We start from the raw sequence: 18,617 nt of genomic DNA, 5'->3' as shown, positions 1-18,617 counted from the left end.
AAAATAATCGCGAGATATTAACACATAGCAAAGTAAAATGGTCAGACCCTTCGCGGAATGTGAAACCAAGAGTTCAAAAAATAACCACTTCCCTTTTGGTAAAACTTTGGTATACTCGCCGCCGCTTTAAATTGTTCTTTAACATCTTGTGGGAAAAACCATATGCATCCAATGCTAAACATTGCGATACGCGCTGCGCGTAAAGCTGGCAACCATATTGCTAAATCTCTAGAAACAACTGATAAGATCGAAACGTCTCTAAAAGGTAACAACGATTACGTTACTAACATTGCTCAAGAAGCTGAGTACATGATCATTGAGACAATCAAAGCATCTTACCCAGAGCACAGCATTATTTCTGAAGAGAAAGGCCTGACTGAAGGTAAAGACTCTGACGTACAATGGATCGTTGACCCACTAGATGGCACCAACAACTTTGTAAAAGGTTTCCCTCACTTCTCTGTATCTATCGCTGTTCGCATGAACGGTCGTACAGAAGTTGCTTGTGTTTATGACCCAATGCTAAACGAGCTATTCACAGCTCAACGTGGCGCTGGCGCTCAACTTAACAACGCTCGTATGCGTGTTACTCAACTTAAAGACCTTCAAGGTACTGTTCTAGCGACTGGTTTCCCATTCAAGCAAAAACAACACTCTGAATCTTTCATGAAGATCATCTCTGGTCTATTCATCGACTGTGCTGACTTCCGTCGTACAGGTTCTCCTGCTCTTGACCTATGTTACCTAGCTGCTGGCCGTGTTGATGGTTACCTAGAACTAGGCCTTAAGCCATGGGATCTAGCAGCTGGCGACCTAATCGCTCGTGAAGCTGGTGCTATCATGACTGACTTTGCTGGCGGTACTGATTACATGACTTCTGGTAATGTTGTTGCTTCAAGCGCACGTGGTGTTAAGTCTATTCTTAAGCACGTTCGTGAGAACGCTAACGAAGGTATGCTGAAGTAATTCAGGCCTTACGTTAAAAGCTCCCTGTTTCAAGGGAGAGTAGAAATTTCAAAGCCTCGCAATCGCGGGGCTTTTTTGTATCTGCGATACGAGATACGAGATACGAGATACGAGATACGAGATACGAGATACGATCAGAATGTCTCTTAGTGAAATGAAGTACAACTCACTTCAACGTTAAATTGTATTTAGCTTCCCCTAGAATACAGACGTAAAAAAACCGCTAGTTGCCTAGCGGTTTTTTTGGTTTAGCGAAACTTGTTAAGCCAAGGCCTAAGGCATTTCGTCAAACTCTTCACCTTCTTTTTCCACTTGTGGTGGCATTAGGTGCTCACGCGTAATACCCAACTTCATAGCTAGTGCAGATGCAACGTAGATAGAAGAGTAAGTACCAACCGTAATACCTAGTAGAAGTGCGGTTGCAAAGCCGTGAATCATAGCGCCGCCCTGAACGAACAGTGCGATAACTACGAACAACGTAGTACCAGAAGTGATCAATGTACGGCTCAATGTTTGTGTGATTGAGCTGTTCAGTACTTCAGGAGCTTCACCTTTACGCATCTTACGGAAGTTCTCACGGATACGGTCGAATACAACGATGGTATCGTTGAGGGAGTAACCGACTACCGTTAGCAAGGCTGCTACGATGGTTAGGTCTACCTCAATTTGCATTAGAGAGAACACACCAAGTGTGATGATAACATCGTGCGCAAGTGCTAATACCGCACCCGCTGCCAAACGCCATTCAAATCGCACTGATACGTAGATCAAGATACAGATAAGAGAAACTAAGATAGCAAGGCCACCAGCTTCTGTTAATTCGTCACCCACGTTAGGACCAACGAACTCGATACGACGCATTTCAACTTGCTCACCAGTACCGCTCTCAATAGCAGAAAGGATCTGGTTACCAAGCGTCTCGCCCGCTACGCCATCACGTGGACGTAGACGAACCATTACATCACGAGCTGAACCGAAGTTCTGTACCGTTGCATCACCAAAGCCTTCGGCTTCTAGTGCACTACGGATATCAGGAAGGTGTGCTGGTTGTTCAAAGCCAACTTCAATCAGAGTACCGCCAGTAAAATCTAGACCCCAGTTCAACGATTTCGTTGTTAGGGTGAAGATAGCAGTACCAATCATCAAGATAGAAAAAACAAAGGCAACCTTTGACCAACGCATAAAGTCGATCATTTTGTCTGCTTTTAGAATCTGAAACATATTAATTCCTAGCCTTAGATCGACAGTTTTTTAACGCGTTTGCCGCCATACATCAGGTTCACGATACAACGTGTTCCGACAATAGCTGTAAACATTGAAGTCAAGATACCGATAGACAGCGTTACCGCGAAGCCTTTAATCGCACCAGTACCCACAGCAAATAGAATGATTGCTGTTAGTAGTGTGGTGATGTTGGCATCGGCGATTGTGCTGAATGCGTTCGCGTAACCTTGGTGAATCGCTTGTTGAGGACTGCGTCCATCTCGAAGCTCTTCACGTATACGCTCAAAGATCAGAACGTTCGCATCGACCGCCATACCGACCGTTAATACGATACCGGCAATACCTGGCAGGGTCATGGTTGCCCCCGGAATCATCGACATCACACCGATAATCAACACCAAGTTAGCCATTAGTGCAACGTTCGCAATCAGACCAAAGCTACGGTAGTAAAGCAGTGTAAATAGCATTACTGCAGCCATACCCCAAACCATCGCCATGATACCCATATCGATGTTTTGTTGACCCATAGATGGACCAATCGTACGTTCTTCTACAATCGAGATAGGTGCAATTAGAGCACCAGCACGAAGTAGAAGTGCCAAGTTATGAGCTTCAGCCGTTGAGTCGATACCAGTAATACGGAAGTTACGACCAAGTGCAGACTGAATCGTCGCTTGGTTAATCACTTCTTCGTGCTTACTTAAGATCACTCGGCCTTCAGGTGTTTTACGACCGCTGTCTTTGTACTCTGCAAATACCGTTGCCATTAGCTTACCGATATTCTGACGAGAGAACGCTGACATCTTGCTACCACCTTCGCTGTCTAGCGAGATGTTAACTTGAGGGCGACCATATTCATCAACACTTGAACTTGCATCAGTAATACTTGAACCGCCTAAGATAACGCGCTTCTTAAGTACCACAGGGCGACCATCACGATCTTGCTTGATTTCACTACCCGCAGGGGCACGACCAGAAGCGGCAGCGGCTAAATCAGCACTGCTATCCACTTCACGGAACTCAAGTGTCGCCGTCGCACCAAGAATTTCTTTAGCACGAGCCGTGTCTTGAACACCAGGCAATTCCACTACGATACGGCTAGCGCCTTGACGTTGAACCAAAGGCTCAGCAACACCAAGTTCGTTCACACGGTTACGTAGAATGGTAATGTTTTGCTCTACCGCATAGTTGCGGATTTCTTGAAGACGAGTCTCTGTGAAGCTAGCAACCAAAGAAAAACGACCGTTAGATTCAGAATCCACAAACGTCATGTCTTGGTGCTTAGATTGCAGTAGCGATTTCGCTTCAGCAAGCTGTTCTGCGTTACGTAGAATCACTTCAACCGCATCTTTACCAGATGGGCGAATTGCACGGTAACGGATTTTTTCTTCACGAAGTTCGCTACGGAACGCTTCTTCTTGTTGGCCCACCAGCTTTTGCATCGCAGCGTCCATATCCACTTCCATCAAGAAGTGAACACCACCACGTAGGTCAAGACCAAGCTTCATTGGTGCAGCACCAATAGATTCAAGCCAATCAGGAGTTGAAGCCGCTAAGTTTAAAGCAACGATTACATCTTCATCTAATGCTTCAGTGATGACATCACGGGCACTAATTTGAGAGTCTGTATCGTTAAAGCGAACAAGAATGGAACCGTTTTCTAGAGCAACGGATTTCGTAGAAAGGTTTTCAGCTTCAAGAGCATTGGTGACAGCATCCAGCGTAGACATATCTACAGAGGCGCCACGCGCCCCTGTAACTTGAACTGCCGGATCTTCACCGTATATATTCGGAAGTGCGTACAACGCAGCGATGGCGATAGTAAACACCACCATCAGGTACTTCCATAACGGGTAACGGTTTAGCACAGCGAGGATCCTCTAGCTGTTTATAGAGATTTCAGAGTACCTTTTGGTAGCACTGCTGTAACGAAGTCTTTCTTGATAACTACTTCGTTGTTTGCATTCAGTTCGATAGCAACGTAGTCGCTGTCTTCTGCAATCTTAGTGATCTTACCGATTAGGCCGCCGCTTGTAAGAACTTCATCGCCTTTGCCCATAGAAGACATAAGGTTCTTGTGCTCTTTAACACGCTTAGCTTGTGGACGGTAGATCATGAAGTAGAAGATCACAGCGAACATACCTAGCATGATAAGCATTTCGAAACCGCCGCCTGCTGGTGCACCTTCTGCTGCTGCGTGAGCTTGAGAAATAAACATTTAAAACATCCTCTATTTATATTTTCGTAATTGTTTGTCTAATTGGGTTGCATCCCTTTATTTTCAAGCCCCATCACTCGGAAGAGAGATAGGGCTCGCAAAAAAAGAAATACTAAGATTCTTTACCTAGTGGTGGCACTTCACGCCCCATTCTTGCGTAGAACTCTGCAACGAACTCTTCAAAGCGGTCTTCATCGATAGACTGACGAATGTCTGACATTACTCGTTGGTAGAAACGCAGGTTATGAATCGTGTTCAGTCGAGCACCTAGGATTTCGTTACAACGATCCAAATGGTGTAAGTACGACTTGCTGTAGTTCTTACAAGTGTAACAGTCACACTCTGAATCTAGTGGTGTTGTATCGGTTTTATGCTTCGCATTACGGATCTTGATCACACCTTCAGTCACAAACAGGTGGCCGTTACGTGCATTTCGCGTTGGCATTACACAGTCAAACATGTCGATACCACGACGAACACCTTCAACTAGGTCTTCTGGTTTGCCTACGCCCATTAGGTAACGAGGCTTATCTTCAGGCAGTTGAGGACATGTGTGCTCAAGAATACGGTGCATGTCTTCTTTTGGTTCGCCTACTGCTAGGCCGCCAACTGCGTAACCGTCAAAACCAATTTCAGTTAGGCCTTTAACAGATACATCACGAAGGTCTTCGTACACACCACCTTGAACGATACCGAATAGTGAGTTCGGGTTTTCAAGCTTGTCGAAGTGGTTGCGTGAACGCTCAGCCCAACGAAGAGACATCTCCATTGAGTCTTTTGCTTCTTTGTGTGTCGCAGGGTAAGGCGTACACTCGTCAAAGATCATTACGATGTCTGAACCTAAGTCTTTTTGGATTTCCATAGACTTCTCAGCGTCCATGAAGATCTTGTCACCGTTTACAGGGTTACGGAAGTGAACACCCTCTTCAGTGATCTTACGCATTGCACCTAGGCTGAATACTTGGAAGCCGCCTGAATCAGTCAGGATAGGACCGTGCCAGTTCATGAAATCGTGCAAGTCGCCGTGCATCTTCATGATTTCTTGACCAGGACGTAGCCATAGGTGGAATGTGTTACCTAATAGAATTTCAGCGCCTGTGTCTTTCACTTCTTCAGGTGTCATACCTTTTACAGTACCGTAAGTACCTACAGGCATGAATGCTGGGGTTTCAACGGTACCGCGTTCAAACTGAAGTTGACCACGACGTGCGCCGCTATTAGTTTTTTTAAGTTCGTATTTTAATTTCACGAAGCCTCCAATATGCCAGAGAAACAATCTGACTGTTAATTCAGAACCTTAAGCCAAACAAAAGTTCAGTCCAGTGGGTTCTATGAGGAGCGGTCGCGTATTCCTTGCGAGAGATTAGACAGACACCCTGCCCGACTCCTAGCTTACTGCTAGCACCCGTAAATTCTTATGTATATCGTTTATAACTAGCTTAAATTAGCTTGTTTTCTTATTGATGAACATGGCATCACCGTAGCTGAAGAAACGATATTCGCTCTTCACTGCGTGATCGTATGCGCCCATCACGTTGTCGTAACCTGCAAATGCACTTACCAACATAATCAGCGTTGATTCTGGTAAGTGGAAATTGGTAATCAAGCAATCCACCAACTGGTATTCGTAACCAGGGAAGATGAAGATTTCAGTGTCACCAAAGAACGGCACTAACTCTGTACCTTTCTTCAATGCATCTTGCGCAGCACTTTCTAATGAGCGAACCGATGTTGTACCAACCGCAATAATGCGTCCGCCACGCGCTTTAGTCGCTGCAACAGCATCAACCACTTCTTGTGGTACTTCAACGTACTCAGCATGCATGTGGTGGTCATTGATGTTGTCTACTTTAACGGGCTGGAATGTGCCAGCGCCAACGTGAAGCGTCACGTAAGCAAACTCAACACCTTTCTCTTTCATGTCAGCCATTAGCTTGTCATCAAAATGAAGACCCGCTGTTGGAGCGGCAACCGCACCCGGCTTCTCATTATAGACCGTCTGATAACGCTCTTTATCTGCGTCTTCATCTGGACGATCAATATAAGGAGGTAGCGGCATATGACCAACGCTGTTCAGAATTTCTAAAACGCTTTGATCAGATGTGAAATGGATTTCAAATAACGCGTCATGTCGCGCCACCATTTCAGCTTCATACTCATCGTTCTCACCAAGGAACAACTTAGTGCCCGGTTTAGGTGATTTAGAACAACGAACATGCGCTAGAATACTTTTCTCATCAAGCATACGCTCAACCAGCACTTCAAGCTTACCACCTGATGCCTTGCGACCGAATACACGAGCAGGAATCACGCGCGTGTTATTGAAAACAACAAGATCGCCTGGCTCAACCAAGTCTAAAACGTCTTTAAACGAACCATCTGTCAGGTTGCCATTATTACCGTCTAATTTAAGCAGGCGGCTTGCTGTACGCTCTTCTTGAGGGTAGCGAGCAATAAGTTCATCTGGTAGGTCAAAGTGAAAATCTGAAACTTGCATGTGTCTAGTCTTGTCTTAGTTGATGAGATTTGTGCTGTTGACGAATAATAAATCGTTGTCGCTAATCAATCGTTATAGTAAGTAAACCGTTACCGTAAACAAAGCGCAAACACGACTAAAAATTTCGCAGTGGGCTAGTATAGGCACACGAGCCGCAATAGCAAGGTTTACAGCGATGGATTATTGTAAAGAGGCGTAAAATAATGCTACTGATTCACCGCTTCAAGTCAGAGAATTAGTTGCATAAAACTCCCTCAAAAATGCGCCAGCTCTCAGTTATTTTTTGGATAAAAAACTATAGTGATAGCAACAAATAAAAAATAAGGAGGTTCGTATGATCAAGGTTGAAGATATGATGACTCGCAACCCTCATACTCTATTGCGCTCACACTCACTGGCCGATGCAAAGCACATGATGGAAGCGCTTGATATCCGCCATATCCCAGTCGTCGATGCCGACAGAAAGCTGCTTGGTGTGGTTACTCAGCGAGATGTTCTCGCAGCCCAAGAATCCAGTCTACAAAACATCCCTCAAGCTCAATCTTTTACCCTTTCAACACCACTCAACGACATCATGCACAAAAGCGTTATGTCGGTAGAACCACGTGCAGGATTAAAAGAGTCAGCTATTTATATGCAGAAACACAAGGTGGGCTGTTTACCTGTCGTCGATAACCACGAATTGATCGGCATTATCACTGACAGCGACTTCGTCACCATCGCGATAAACTTGCTAGAGCTACAGGAAGAAGTAGAGCCAGAAGAAGCTGAAGTAGAGTAGCGCTCGAAGCTATAGAAAGAGCGGCTTACATAGCCGCTCAAAGGTAGATTTTTATCTATTCGTACACTGAGATTTTAAAGCAACTCAGAAACCACATCTGCTAACTGATGAAATGTTTCGCGGCGTGATGAGCTTGGACGCCAAACCAGGCCGATGTCTCGGTATGCTTGCTGGCCTGGTGGATCGATAACCACTAGGTTCTGATTTTCCAGCAGGCCGTGGTCGATAGCCATTTGCGGAATAAAGGTGGTTCCTAACCCATTTGCTACCATTTGCACTAATGTATGAAGACTCGTCGCTGTAAACGGATTGATCTTTTCTTTGTCGGTTAACTTACACGCTGATACCGCGTGTTCGGTTAAACAGTGCTCGTTCTCCAACAAAAATACAGATTCGTCTGGCAGGTCGTCATATTTAATAGGGACACGAATGCCATCCGCTTGATTGCGACTGATCACCATTCTGAAAGGGTCTTGCCCAACCACTTTACTTTCCATGTTGTCGATATCGACAGGCAGAGCCAGAATCAACACGTCTAACTCACCGTGGCGCAATGCCGCGAGTAAGTTCGTTGTTGTGTCTTCGCGTAGCAGCAGGTTTAGCTGAGGAAAGCGTTGGTTAGCTTCTTGTACCAAGTCGCACAAAAGAAATGGTGCAATGGTAGGGATACACCCTACTCGCAACTGACCTTGCATCGCATCCCCATTACATAGGTTTCCGAGTTCAACCAAGTCCTGTCCTTTCGCCAATAACTCTCGACCATGCTTAACCACCAGCTCTCCCGCTTGAGTGAAAACAAGTGGACTCTTTTTATCTTTCTTCTCGTAAAGAGGACAACCGATAAGCTCTTCTAGGTTTTGAATGCCTTTACTTAGCGTCGATTGGCTAACGAAACAGCGATCAGCGGCGTCGCTAAAGTGGCGTGTTTCGTGAAGAGTAACAAGATAGTGAAGTTGCTTAAGACTTGGCCATTTATTCATGAAATTACTTTGTAATATGAGTAGGATAAGTTAAACGAAGGTCATAAGACCTGAGAAAAGGACAAAGAATAAGCTTATCGCTTTTTTCGATGAACTTAATCTATTTAATTCGCTTTTTTCTATAGTACCGATTGTACTATAGTTTGTCGCGTAGAAACGGAGCCCAAACAAAGATGTGTTGGGCCAACTAATTTTTTAGGAGATTCCAAAATGGTACTAGTAGGTCGTCAAGCCCCTGACTTTACTGCAGCAGCTGTTCTAGGTAACGGTGAGATCGTTGATAACTTCAACTTCGCAGAGTTCACTAAAGGTAAGAAAGCGGTTGTTTTCTTCTACCCACTAGACTTCACTTTCGTTTGTCCTTCAGAGCTAATCGCTTTCGACAACCGTCTAGAAGATTTCCAAGCTAAAGGCGTTGAAGTAATTGGTGTTTCTATCGATTCTCAATTCTCTCACAACGCATGGCGTAACACTGCTATCGCTGATGGCGGTATCGGTCAAGTTAAATACCCACTAGTTGCTGACGTTAAGCACGAAATCTGTAAAGCATACGATGTTGAGCACCCAGAAGCAGGCGTTGCTTTCCGTGGTTCTTTCCTAATCGACGCTGACGGTCTTGTACGTCACCAAGTAGTTAACGATCTTCCACTAGGTCGTAACATCGATGAAATGCTACGCATGGTAGACGCACTAAACTTCCACGAAAAGAACGGTGAAGTTTGTCCTGCACAATGGGAAGAAGGTAAATCAGGTATGGACGCATCTCCAAAAGGTGTTGCAGCATTCCTATCTGAGCACGCTGACGACCTAAGCAAGTAATTACCTCTTAAGCCCGCCTCAACACGGGTTAATGGTTGGATGAATCTCTTTAAAGAGAAATAAAGCATAAGCTAACAGCGCAAAGCGCACCGCCAATCAGTTAAGAAGTAAAGTCTTATTCAAAGCCCGAAGTTAACGCTTCGGGCTTTTTGTTTTTACACACTTTAGCAACAATTAAATCTATACTCTTTTTCACAATAAATAGAGGTAACCGCAAAGCCAAACTTTACCCCTATTTTCCTCTACTGCTACCTATTCAGAATCGTCTCAAGATTGCTATGATTTCCTCAGTCTCAATTTGAACGAGTAAAGTATCATGAACATCGAAATTGAAGTTTGTATCGATAACCTAGAATCCCTACACAATGCCCTAGCAGGCGGAGCTAATCGTATTGAGCTCTGCTCTTCACTAGCACTTGGTGGATTGACTCCGAGCTTCGGAATGATGAAGCAAGCCGCTCGTATCTCGTCGGTTCCCGTGTATGCAATGATTCGCCCAAGACAAGGTGACTTCATCTTCGATAATGACGATATGATGTGCATGCTTGATGATATCCAAGCCGCAGCTGATGCTGGCTTAGATGGTGTGGTGTTAGGTGTGCTTACCGCTCAAGGTGAAATAGACATGGTTGCGATGAACACACTAACCTCAAAAGCCCACCAGCTAAAGCTTGGCGTAACCTTTCATCGTGCTATCGACCAACTTAAGGATTACCAAAAGGCTCTAGAACAGATTATCGAGCTAGGTTGTGAACGTGTTTTAACTTCAGGCTTAGCAAGTAACGCAGAGCAAGGAAAAGACATTCTCAAGAAAATGGTTACGCTCACTCAAAGCCGCTTAGATATTATGGCTGGGGCAGGCGTTACCGCTGAAAATGGCCGAGAAATTCTCAAGCACACTAACGTTCAAGCGCTGCACCTCTCCGGTAAGTCGACAAGACCAAGCCTCATGACACAAGCTTCTCAAGCTCAAATGGGGCACGACGACGTAGACGACTACTTAATCCCAGTAACGAGCACAGCAAAGATTCAAGACCTGATAGCATCCCTCAACAAATAGATAAGCACCCAGAGCTGACGAAATCCCAACACAACATGGCTAGTAAAAGCCTAGAAGTCACGTATATTAATAGACTCGATATGGCGACTCATGGAATGTTATGGCTAAGGATCTATTCAGCTCTCTCGACTTAAACTTGTTACGTACCTTTCTGATTGTTTACCAAGAGAAAAACACCAGAAAAGCAGCGGAACGTTTGTTCGTATCTCAGCCAGCGGTGAGCCAAGCCTTACAGAAACTTCGCCATCATTTCTCCGATGATCTGTTTGTCAAAGTTCATGGGGGATTGCAATCAACGACCTTTAGCGATCAGCTAGCCAATGAGATCACCCCTCATTTAGACGGTTTGATGACAGCCGTTAACTCCTCAAAAGCATTCGATCCAAAAGCCATTGATTACCCGATAAAAATAGCCTTATCTCCAGTCGTACTTTCTTGCTTATCTGGCACATTATATAAAGAGATCATGACCCAAGCTCCGAACTCAAAGCTAGAGCTTACAAGCTGGACGACATCGTCAGCCGAAGATATTCAAAAAGGGGAAGTTTTACTCGGGGTTGCGTATGAACTGCCAAACCAATCGAAGGAAATCTATGCCAAGCAAATGGTTGAAGTAACGGGCCGTTTGATAGTGAGAAAAGATCACCCAATCAAACAATCTTTGGTAACACCACAAGGTTTGGCGGGCTACGATATCGCATCGATGATATCCCCGGGTTGGAACGATAACTTCAGTCGAGCTTCACAGATTTTAGACGACCTTTCTGTCCCTCATAAAATAGGTTTTCGTTCTGAAATCGTTATGGCCATTATCGACGTTTTAAACCACTCAGATATGTACTTACCACATTCAAACTTATTCCCCATAGACAGCTACCCTAGCCTTAGAGCCATTGATATCTTAATTGCAGATGAATATAAGAAAGTTGCTGTCTACAGCCATATCCATACCAAAAATCGGAACAACCCTCTTTTTCACTGGTTATTCAATGTTATTCAAACCGCATTGGAGAAGCAACTTAATAAGAATTGCTTATCATAGATATATAAATACCTACTTAGAATAACAATAAAACACTGTTTAATATTAGCTCTATCAAAACGGACACTGAAGTACGAAGGATCGTGCAGTTAAAGTTAACCCTAAATAGAGACTAATATGAAAATTGCACTTACTACCCTAATCTCAGCTTCACTACTATCTGTTCCAGCGCTAGCAAACAGTTTCGAGAGCCAACATCGTGTCGGTATTGGCTATAACAAAACCCAAATTGATACTTGGCTGACAGACGATACTGTTGATTGGGGTAACGGTATCAAGCTTGAATATGGTTACGAATTTAACCGTATCGTAGGTATCAATGTTTCTTATGCAGCCAACAGTGATGATGAGAGTTTTGAAGGTATCAAGACTGAGATCGATGGCTACAAGTTCCAAGTTGACGCCGATATCGGTTACAAGTTTGAGCTGGATGGTTTCTCTTTAAAACCTTACGGTGTTCTTGGTCTAGCGCGCCACAGCGAAGATAATTCGATTAGCTACTCCGATACAAAGTATACTGACTCATACAACGATACCAGCTTTGTTGTTGGTTTAGGTGGCCGAGCTGAATTCGGACAACACCTATACACTGATGTGCGTTTTGAATTCGCGAGTTACGACGACGTAGATTACGACACATTCTCGTGGACTGTCGGATACCGCTTCTAACAGCTTATAAAGCCAGCGACCAAGCTGGCTTTTTACGATCTAATATTACCGAGATTAAACACCTCAATAAACCTGACTCACTTTTAAACGATTCGAATCAAAATTCATTGCAGCCAAGGACGGCTATATGTTCTAGGTATTGTTATGAAGATAAAAACTCCCCTGCTTTTGCTAACCCTTCTTTCAACTTCAGTTTCAGCAAGCGGACTACACCTATCCCCAGAACTAAAAATCGGGGCCTATCATGGCTTTGGTATTCAAGCAGGAATCACTGAGGTTGCTGATCTTGGTGCAATCTACTTAAGCTATTCAGATATTTGGTATGAAAGTGGTCGTTATGATGAAACGGTAAACTCGTACCGGATTGGTATCCAGAACATGTTTGGTTCACAGCAAATACACGGCTTTCAAGCTGAGATTGGATTTGCCGACTACGACGGTGAAAAGACACGTTCTGACATTACGGAAAGGAAAACGGCGACAGGCTTAAGTTTAGGTGGTGCTTACGTGTATCAAGCTAATTCAGTATTGGCCTTGAGAGCAGGGGCGGACTTAAATATTTTTGATCACAATAAGACTTTCGTGCCTTATAACACCACAATCAGCCTCAACCTAGGGGCAATCATACGCTTCTAGATTGATTAGATTTTAAGATAGGAAAGCTATCGTAAAACGTCATCTAGGCTTTGCTCTCCTAGGTGACGAACATCTTTACCTTTCACAAAGTAGATGATGTATTCACAAATATTCTGACAACGATCCCCTACACGCTCAATAGCTCGTGCAGACCACATCACTTGTAAGATGTTAGGAATATTCTTCGGGTCTTCCATCATGTAAGTCATTAACTGGCGAATCACAGCTTCGTATTCAGCATCAAGCTTGTCATCGAGTTTATGCACTTCGGCTGCCGCATCTACATCCATTCGTGCAAAAGCATCCAAAACCTGATGCAGCATGGTAATCGCTTGTCGACACAGTGGTTCTAAAGACACATGGAATTTTTGTTCTTTAGTCGAAGGGATCTCGATAGCACCTTGCGCTATTTTAGAAGCAACGTCACCAATACGTTCCAGATCAGTAATGGTCTTGATGATCGCCATAATCAAGCGCAAATCTTTCGCTGTTGGCTGACGCTTGGCAATGATTCGCGTACATGCCTCATCAATCGACACTTCCATCGCATTTACTTTATGGTCGTCACGAATAACTTTTTTAGCCAACTCCACATCATCTTTGTGAAGCGCTTGCATCGCAAAAGAAAGCTGCTGCTCCACTAACCCGCCCATAGTAAGTACATGAGTACGGATAGACTCTAATTCAACATTGAATTGTCCTGAGATGTGGCGACCAAAATGCATGTCAGCTCCTTAATAGAAATGAATTAAGCCGTTTACATAAGAGTGGCTCAGCTCTAAATGGCGCGAACAGTAACGTTAGCCATATCTACCAGTAATGTAGTCTTCCGTTTGATTTTTCAATGGTGACGTGAATATTGAATCCGTATCTGAGTACTCGATCAATTTTCCCATATGAATAAACGCAGTGTGGTCACTCACACGAGCGGCCTGTTGCATGTTATGGGTCACGATCACTACGGTGTATTGTGTTTTTAGATCGTTGATCAGCTCTTCAATCGTTAGAGTAGAAATCGGATCCAAGGCAGATGTCGGCTCATCAAGCAAAAGTACTTCCGGCTCAATTGCCACCGCGCGAGCGATGACCAAACGCTGTTGCTGACCACCCGATAAACCAAAGGCATTTTCATGCAAACGATCTTTTACTTCATCCCATAACGCGGCGGCACGTAACGAACGCTCAACAGCATCATCTAAGTCACGGCTGTTGCTCACGCCTTGCAGTCTTAACCCGTAAACCACATTCTCATAAATCGATTTAGGAAAAGGGTTCGGGCGTTGGAATACCATGCCCACACGACGTCGCAAGGTCGCGACATCAACCTTCGGATGATAAACATTATTACCGTACAATTTCACCTTGCCAGAGACCCTACAACCTTCGACAAGATCGTTCATACGGTTAATACAACGAAGCAGTGTCGATTTGCCACAACCAGAAGGACCGATAAAAGCCGTCACTTGCCCTTTCGGTATCGTCATCGAGATATCATCAAGCGCCTGAGCTTCTTTATAGTATAGGTTCAGCCCCTCAATCGAGATGGCTGTTTGCTCTTCGGTTAGGTTGTGCACATCTAAAGGTGCTTGATAACCCAAGGTTTCATTAATTGAGAACATCTTAATCTTGTCCTAAGGTTCGGTACTTTTCACGCAGGTTATTTCGAATGTTAATTGCCGTTAAGTTCAATCCAACAATCACGGTAACCAGCAAAAATGACGTTGCATAAACCAGCGGTCTTGCTGCTTCTATGTTTGATGTTTGGAAGCCCACATCATAGATGTGAAAACCTAAATGCATAAATTTTCTGTCGAGGTGCACATATGGGAACTGCGCATCGACAGGTAGGCTCGACGCTAGTTTCACTACACCCACCAGCATTAATGGCGCCACTTCTCCCGCAGCACGGGCCACAGCCAAAATAAGCCCGGTGATAATTGCAGGGCTCGCCATAGGTAACACGATTCGCCACAAGGTTTCAGATTGGGTTGCACCCAAAGCGAGAGAGCCGTGTCTCACAGAGCTTGGGATTCGAGTTAAGCCTTCTTCGGCGGTCACAATCACGACAGGCAATGTTAACACAGCCAGCGTTAATGCCGACCACAGCAGACCCGGCGTACCAAACGTCGGAGCAGGTAAACGCTCTGCATAGAATAATGAGTCTATCGAACCACCAATAGTGTAAACAAAAAAGCCTAAGCCAAATACGCCGTAAACGATGGATGGCACACCCGCTAAGTTTATGACGGCTATGCGAATCAAGCGAGTTAGCGCATTGTTTTTTGCGTATTCATGTAGATAAATCGCAGCAATGACACCAAGCGGCATCACGACGATCGACATGATAAGCACTAAGAGCACCGTGCCGAAAATTGCAGGGAATACACCACCTTCAGAGTTGGACTCTCTAGGGTTTTCAGATAAGAACTTCCAGACTTGCTCGCACCAATGCAGCACTTTCTCTGGATAAGTCATCTGATTAGGGAACCAGAAGTCTAAGATCTCACTCAGTGGAATCTCGACGACTTTGCCCGTCATATCTTCAACAATCAGAGCATCAAGGTTGAGCTGTTGCCTAAGAGAATCAAGTTGATACTCTCCAGAGGCGAGCTCTTGACCTAAAGCCAAACGTTTAGATTCCAGATCTTGTCGCTCTTGCTCGGATAGGTTGTCATTGAGTTCTTTTTTACGCTTTTCTAAACGTAACTGCTCCAACGACCAACTAGTCGTTCGAACCGTTTGGTTAACGATCTTTTGAATTTCATCACGTAACGTATCAGCGTGAGTTAAACCTTTGACCAATTCTTTCTCGATGTCATCGGTTAGAACACCGTCAGCACTCCTAAAGCCAACCGGTTTTCCGAAGAAGTAACCACCGCGGCTACGCTCGATCACAGCCCACTCTTTTGGCGTCGTCGGTTCTTTCAGATTCACCTCAAGAATTGACACAAAGTCTGCAGGGTACAATTCACGGTTAGCGATCTTGATGCTCAAACGTCGAACTAACCCTTTATCGATGATCTCTTGTGGTAGCTTCTTATCCTGCACATTCGACAGTTGTTCAACCGGAATGTATTTACGTTCGTAAAGTTGACCAATTAAACGATTCTTCGCCATCTCTTGATGTTGAAATGGAACATTGGCAAGGCTTTCTGTTTCATTCACTTGCCACTGATAAAGAGGCGCAGGCCAGAAATAGGTCAACCCTTTCCAACCAATGAATAAGATCAGGCCAAGTACCGACAGCATACTAATACTAACGGCACCACCAGTTAGCCATATCCAAGGAGATCCCGATTTAATCCACTTAAACATGAAGAGGCTCTCTTACTGGTTGCGATTGACGATTCAGATAAAAATTATAAAGCACGGTATTTATCTCGCAGCCTTTGTCTAACCCATTCCGCAATCGAGTTCACGGCGAAGGTAAAGATGAATAGAAGTAACGCAGCTAAGAACAACAATCTAAAGTGAGGACTGCCAACCTCGGATTCAGGAAGCTCAACCGCAATCGTCGCAGAGAGCGTTCGCATCCCCTCAAGAATATTCCAATCCATGATAGGCGTATTACCGGTCGCCATTAACACAATCATGGTCTCACCAACCGCTCTGCCCAAGCCCATCATAATTGCTGAGAAAATACCGGGACTCGCAGTAAGCAGAACAACATAAATCAGTGTTTGCCAAGGCGTGGCGCCTAGTGCCAAAGAACCGTCCGACAAATGTTTAGGCACTGAGAAAATAGCATCTTCTGCGATTGTAAAAATGGTCGGGATAACCGCGAAGCCCATCGCGAAACCAATCACGAGTGCGTTACGCTGATCAAAATCGATTCCGTGGTGATTTAAGAAGAGTTTGATATCACCAGCAAACAGTAGTGATTCAATTTTCCCACCAAAGTTAAGCACGACCACTGTAGTCACAATCAACACCGGAACCAGAATAAGTGCGTGCCAACCATTAGGGAAACGGCTCACCCAGTCCTGTGGTAAGCAATACCAAATTAAGCCAACAACCAGAGTACTAAGAGGCAACACCAATAGCAGTGACACAATGGCGGTTAAATGCGTTTCCACGATAGGAGCAAACCATAAGCCCGCGATAAATCCGATGATAACGGTCGGCAATGCTTCCATTAATTCAATCGAAGGTTTTACCACTCGACGCATCTTAGGTGTCATAAAGTAAGCTGTATAAATGGCACCAAGTACCGCAATAGGCACGGCGAACAACATTGCAAACAACGCCGCTTTAAGCGTACCAAAAGTCAAAGGCACTAAGCTGAACTTACCTTCAAAATCATCATTCGCAGAAGTGGATTGCCACACATACTGAGGCTCTGGGTAGCTCTCGTACCACACCTTTTTCCATAACGATGAAAACGATATCTCAGGATATGGGTTATCAACCAATGCAAGACTAATAACGCCATCACTCAGCGTTGCGAGATGAAGTTCATTGGCAGACATAGCCGCAAGTTGTGGCGACTTCTTATAAGCTTTCTCAAATAGGGATAGCTTTTCACTGGTCGTATAATGGCTTTGAATCGTGCCATTCTTATAGAAGCTGTAAAAGCCTTTGCGATAAGTATCAGGCAATAAGAACTGAACCTCAGAAGGCAGTTTAAAATCGCGGATGTGAGTCAGGCTGCGCTGCTCATTACTCAATACATCAAACCATTGAGAGACTCGCCCATCAAAATGACTCACCAGCAGAGAATAAGCACCTGACAACAAGTCAATATTCTTAACGGCATGCTGCTCATCACCTAAACTTAAATCGATCACTTCTCGAACCGAGAACTTGTTCGCTTCCGCAGTTAGAACCGTAAGGTCAGAGGCGTTTCGAAGATACAAAGTATGCCCGTTAGGTGTCATTAAAAGCTGGTCTTGCTGACCAAACTCTTTCGATAACCATTGAGAGTTAATCTCTGAGTATTCACCCGTTAGCGACGCTTGATACCATTTCACCAAGATGCGTTTATCGGATAGCTGAGACACCAGTGTCAGATGACCATTGTCAGTCGCAAATGTGAGCTTCTCAATGCTCAAACCATCACCCAACGCAACACCATCTAAAAATTGAAATGGTTTGCTTTTGGGTTGAAGGTAATTAATGCGAGGGCTAGCGGCTTGCCCTTTTACGGCAAGAGGCTTTGAAAATTCCGGTTGAAACAACTGAACTTGGCCTTGGCGGTTAGCAAAGGCAAACCAATTGTCTGCTGGTGTGCTTCGAGCAAACGCGACCGAGTCTTGAATAATGGATTCAGAAAAGTACGGCGTAGTTTGGGAGTTATCGAGAGTCCAATAATCGACTGAACCATCACGGTCGATCACTAACGCATGTTGGCCATACTCATCGATCGTCATTGCGATAGGATCTTGCACGATCACAGGTTGGACTTTTTGATCGGTCTCTAAACTTGAGTCAGCGAAGATCGGAAGAATGACCATCGCTAGGTAAATAAAGATCAGAACAAGTGCTGCCAGCACGCTCACACCGCCTAATGTCACCGCAAAACGCATAAGACGGTCTTTCAACCATCTTTTTTTATCTCGTTTTTTCAATGAAAGTTCGGCTGCGGCCATCTGTCTATCTACCTTTTTTGAGCTAATATCATAATATTTCGTTTACATGACAATTATATTACAACTCACATTAAACAACTGAAAATAATAGTAAGTTTTATTGAAACTGTAGAGTGAAATAATAACGTAACAAAAAC

At 44.4% G+C, this 18,617-nt stretch carries 17 protein-coding genes; 7 read left to right on the top strand and 10 right to left on the bottom strand.

Translation table 11 applies throughout. The annotated features are described in order from the left end of the window. Nucleotides 1–162: 162 nt before the first annotated feature. A complete protein-coding gene (gene suhB / locus FLM53_RS10960; protein WP_017062520.1) occupies nucleotides 163–966 on the top strand; it encodes an inositol-1-monophosphatase in 804 nt (267 codons plus the stop codon). Between the two features lie 273 nt (nucleotides 967–1,239). Here suhB and secF read toward each other — a convergent pair whose 3' ends face one another. From secF to queA, 5 genes are all read right to left on the bottom strand, one after another. Further along, the gene (gene secF, locus FLM53_RS10955; RefSeq protein ID WP_086716169.1) at nucleotides 1,240–2,187 is read right to left on the bottom strand and encodes a protein translocase subunit SecF; all 948 of its coding nucleotides are present in this window, start codon (nucleotides 2,185–2,187) and stop codon (nucleotides 1,240–1,242) included. 14 nt (nucleotides 2,188–2,201) lie between these two features. After that, a complete protein-coding gene (secD, locus tag FLM53_RS10950; protein ID WP_123309911.1) occupies nucleotides 2,202–4,058 on the bottom strand; it encodes a protein translocase subunit SecD in 1,857 nt (618 codons plus the stop codon). A gap of 20 nt (nucleotides 4,059–4,078) precedes the next feature. Then, the gene (gene yajC, locus FLM53_RS10945; protein WP_010440492.1) at nucleotides 4,079–4,408 is read right to left on the bottom strand and encodes a preprotein translocase subunit YajC; all 330 of its coding nucleotides are present in this window, start codon (nucleotides 4,406–4,408) and stop codon (nucleotides 4,079–4,081) included. A 112-nt stretch (nucleotides 4,409–4,520) separates the two neighbouring features. Further along, on the bottom strand, nucleotides 4,521–5,657 hold the full coding sequence (gene tgt / locus FLM53_RS10940) for a tRNA guanosine(34) transglycosylase Tgt (protein WP_017056177.1): 1,137 nt from the start codon (nucleotides 5,655–5,657) through the stop codon (nucleotides 4,521–4,523). A gap of 195 nt (nucleotides 5,658–5,852) precedes the next feature. Beyond that, the gene (gene queA / locus FLM53_RS10935; RefSeq protein WP_176681929.1) at nucleotides 5,853–6,905 is read right to left on the bottom strand and encodes a tRNA preQ1(34) S-adenosylmethionine ribosyltransferase-isomerase QueA; all 1,053 of its coding nucleotides are present in this window, start codon (nucleotides 6,903–6,905) and stop codon (nucleotides 5,853–5,855) included. Nucleotides 6,906–7,239: 334 nt separating this feature from the next. Here queA and FLM53_RS10930 point away from each other — a divergent pair, with 334 nt between their 5' ends. Beyond that, the gene (locus tag FLM53_RS10930) at nucleotides 7,240–7,686 is read left to right on the top strand and encodes a CBS domain-containing protein (protein WP_176681930.1); all 447 of its coding nucleotides are present in this window, start codon (nucleotides 7,240–7,242) and stop codon (nucleotides 7,684–7,686) included. 74 nt (nucleotides 7,687–7,760) lie between these two features. Here the strand turns inward: FLM53_RS10930 and FLM53_RS10925 are convergent, their stop codons facing one another. After that, entirely contained in the window at nucleotides 7,761–8,666 is a 906-nt protein-coding gene (locus FLM53_RS10925; RefSeq protein WP_017632986.1) for a hydrogen peroxide-inducible genes activator, read from the bottom strand. Between the two features lie 210 nt (nucleotides 8,667–8,876). Here FLM53_RS10925 and FLM53_RS10920 point away from each other — a divergent pair, with 210 nt between their 5' ends. The 5 genes from FLM53_RS10920 to FLM53_RS10900 all read left to right on the top strand — a co-directional run bounded on the left by FLM53_RS10920 (nucleotide 8,877) and on the right by FLM53_RS10900 (nucleotide 12,892). Next, complete coding sequence (locus tag FLM53_RS10920) at nucleotides 8,877–9,485, top strand: peroxiredoxin C (protein WP_004740353.1); 609 nt, start codon at nucleotides 8,877–8,879, stop codon at nucleotides 9,483–9,485. Nucleotides 9,486–9,801: 316 nt separating this feature from the next. Further along, nucleotides 9,802–10,545: a copper homeostasis protein CutC gene (locus tag FLM53_RS10915; RefSeq protein WP_017632985.1), complete on the top strand. Its 744-nt coding sequence runs from the start codon at nucleotides 9,802–9,804 to the stop codon at nucleotides 10,543–10,545. 100 nt (nucleotides 10,546–10,645) lie between these two features. Then, the gene (locus tag FLM53_RS10910; protein WP_176681931.1) at nucleotides 10,646–11,587 is read left to right on the top strand and encodes a LysR family transcriptional regulator; all 942 of its coding nucleotides are present in this window, start codon (nucleotides 10,646–10,648) and stop codon (nucleotides 11,585–11,587) included. A 117-nt stretch (nucleotides 11,588–11,704) separates the two neighbouring features. After that, nucleotides 11,705–12,256, top strand: a complete 552-nt coding sequence (locus tag FLM53_RS10905) for a porin family protein (protein ID WP_176681932.1) — start codon at nucleotides 11,705–11,707, stop codon at nucleotides 12,254–12,256. Between the two features lie 144 nt (nucleotides 12,257–12,400). Continuing rightward, complete coding sequence (locus FLM53_RS10900; RefSeq protein ID WP_176681933.1) at nucleotides 12,401–12,892, top strand: hypothetical protein; 492 nt, start codon at nucleotides 12,401–12,403, stop codon at nucleotides 12,890–12,892. 26 nt (nucleotides 12,893–12,918) lie between these two features. Here the strand turns inward: FLM53_RS10900 and phoU are convergent, their stop codons facing one another. From phoU to FLM53_RS10880, 4 genes are all read right to left on the bottom strand, one after another. Next, nucleotides 12,919–13,617: a phosphate signaling complex protein PhoU gene (gene phoU / locus FLM53_RS10895; RefSeq protein ID WP_017632981.1), complete on the bottom strand. Its 699-nt coding sequence runs from the start codon at nucleotides 13,615–13,617 to the stop codon at nucleotides 12,919–12,921. Between the two features lie 75 nt (nucleotides 13,618–13,692). Beyond that, the gene (gene pstB, locus FLM53_RS10890) at nucleotides 13,693–14,511 is read right to left on the bottom strand and encodes a phosphate ABC transporter ATP-binding protein PstB (protein ID WP_017632980.1); all 819 of its coding nucleotides are present in this window, start codon (nucleotides 14,509–14,511) and stop codon (nucleotides 13,693–13,695) included. 1 nt (nucleotide 14,512) lies between these two features. Beyond that, entirely contained in the window at nucleotides 14,513–16,207 is a 1,695-nt protein-coding gene (pstA, locus tag FLM53_RS10885) for a phosphate ABC transporter permease PstA (RefSeq protein ID WP_176681934.1), read from the bottom strand. A gap of 44 nt (nucleotides 16,208–16,251) precedes the next feature. Beyond that, nucleotides 16,252–18,480: an ABC transporter permease subunit gene (locus FLM53_RS10880; RefSeq protein WP_176681935.1), complete on the bottom strand. Its 2,229-nt coding sequence runs from the start codon at nucleotides 18,478–18,480 to the stop codon at nucleotides 16,252–16,254. Nucleotides 18,481–18,617: the final 137 nt, after the last annotated feature.

It is taken from the genome of Vibrio sp. Scap24, assembly GCF_013394185.1.
Classification (GTDB): domain Bacteria; phylum Pseudomonadota; class Gammaproteobacteria; order Enterobacterales; family Vibrionaceae; genus Vibrio; species Vibrio pomeroyi.
The sequence above is the reverse complement of the archived record's forward strand: the minus strand, read 5'-3'. Positions and strand labels throughout refer to the sequence as shown.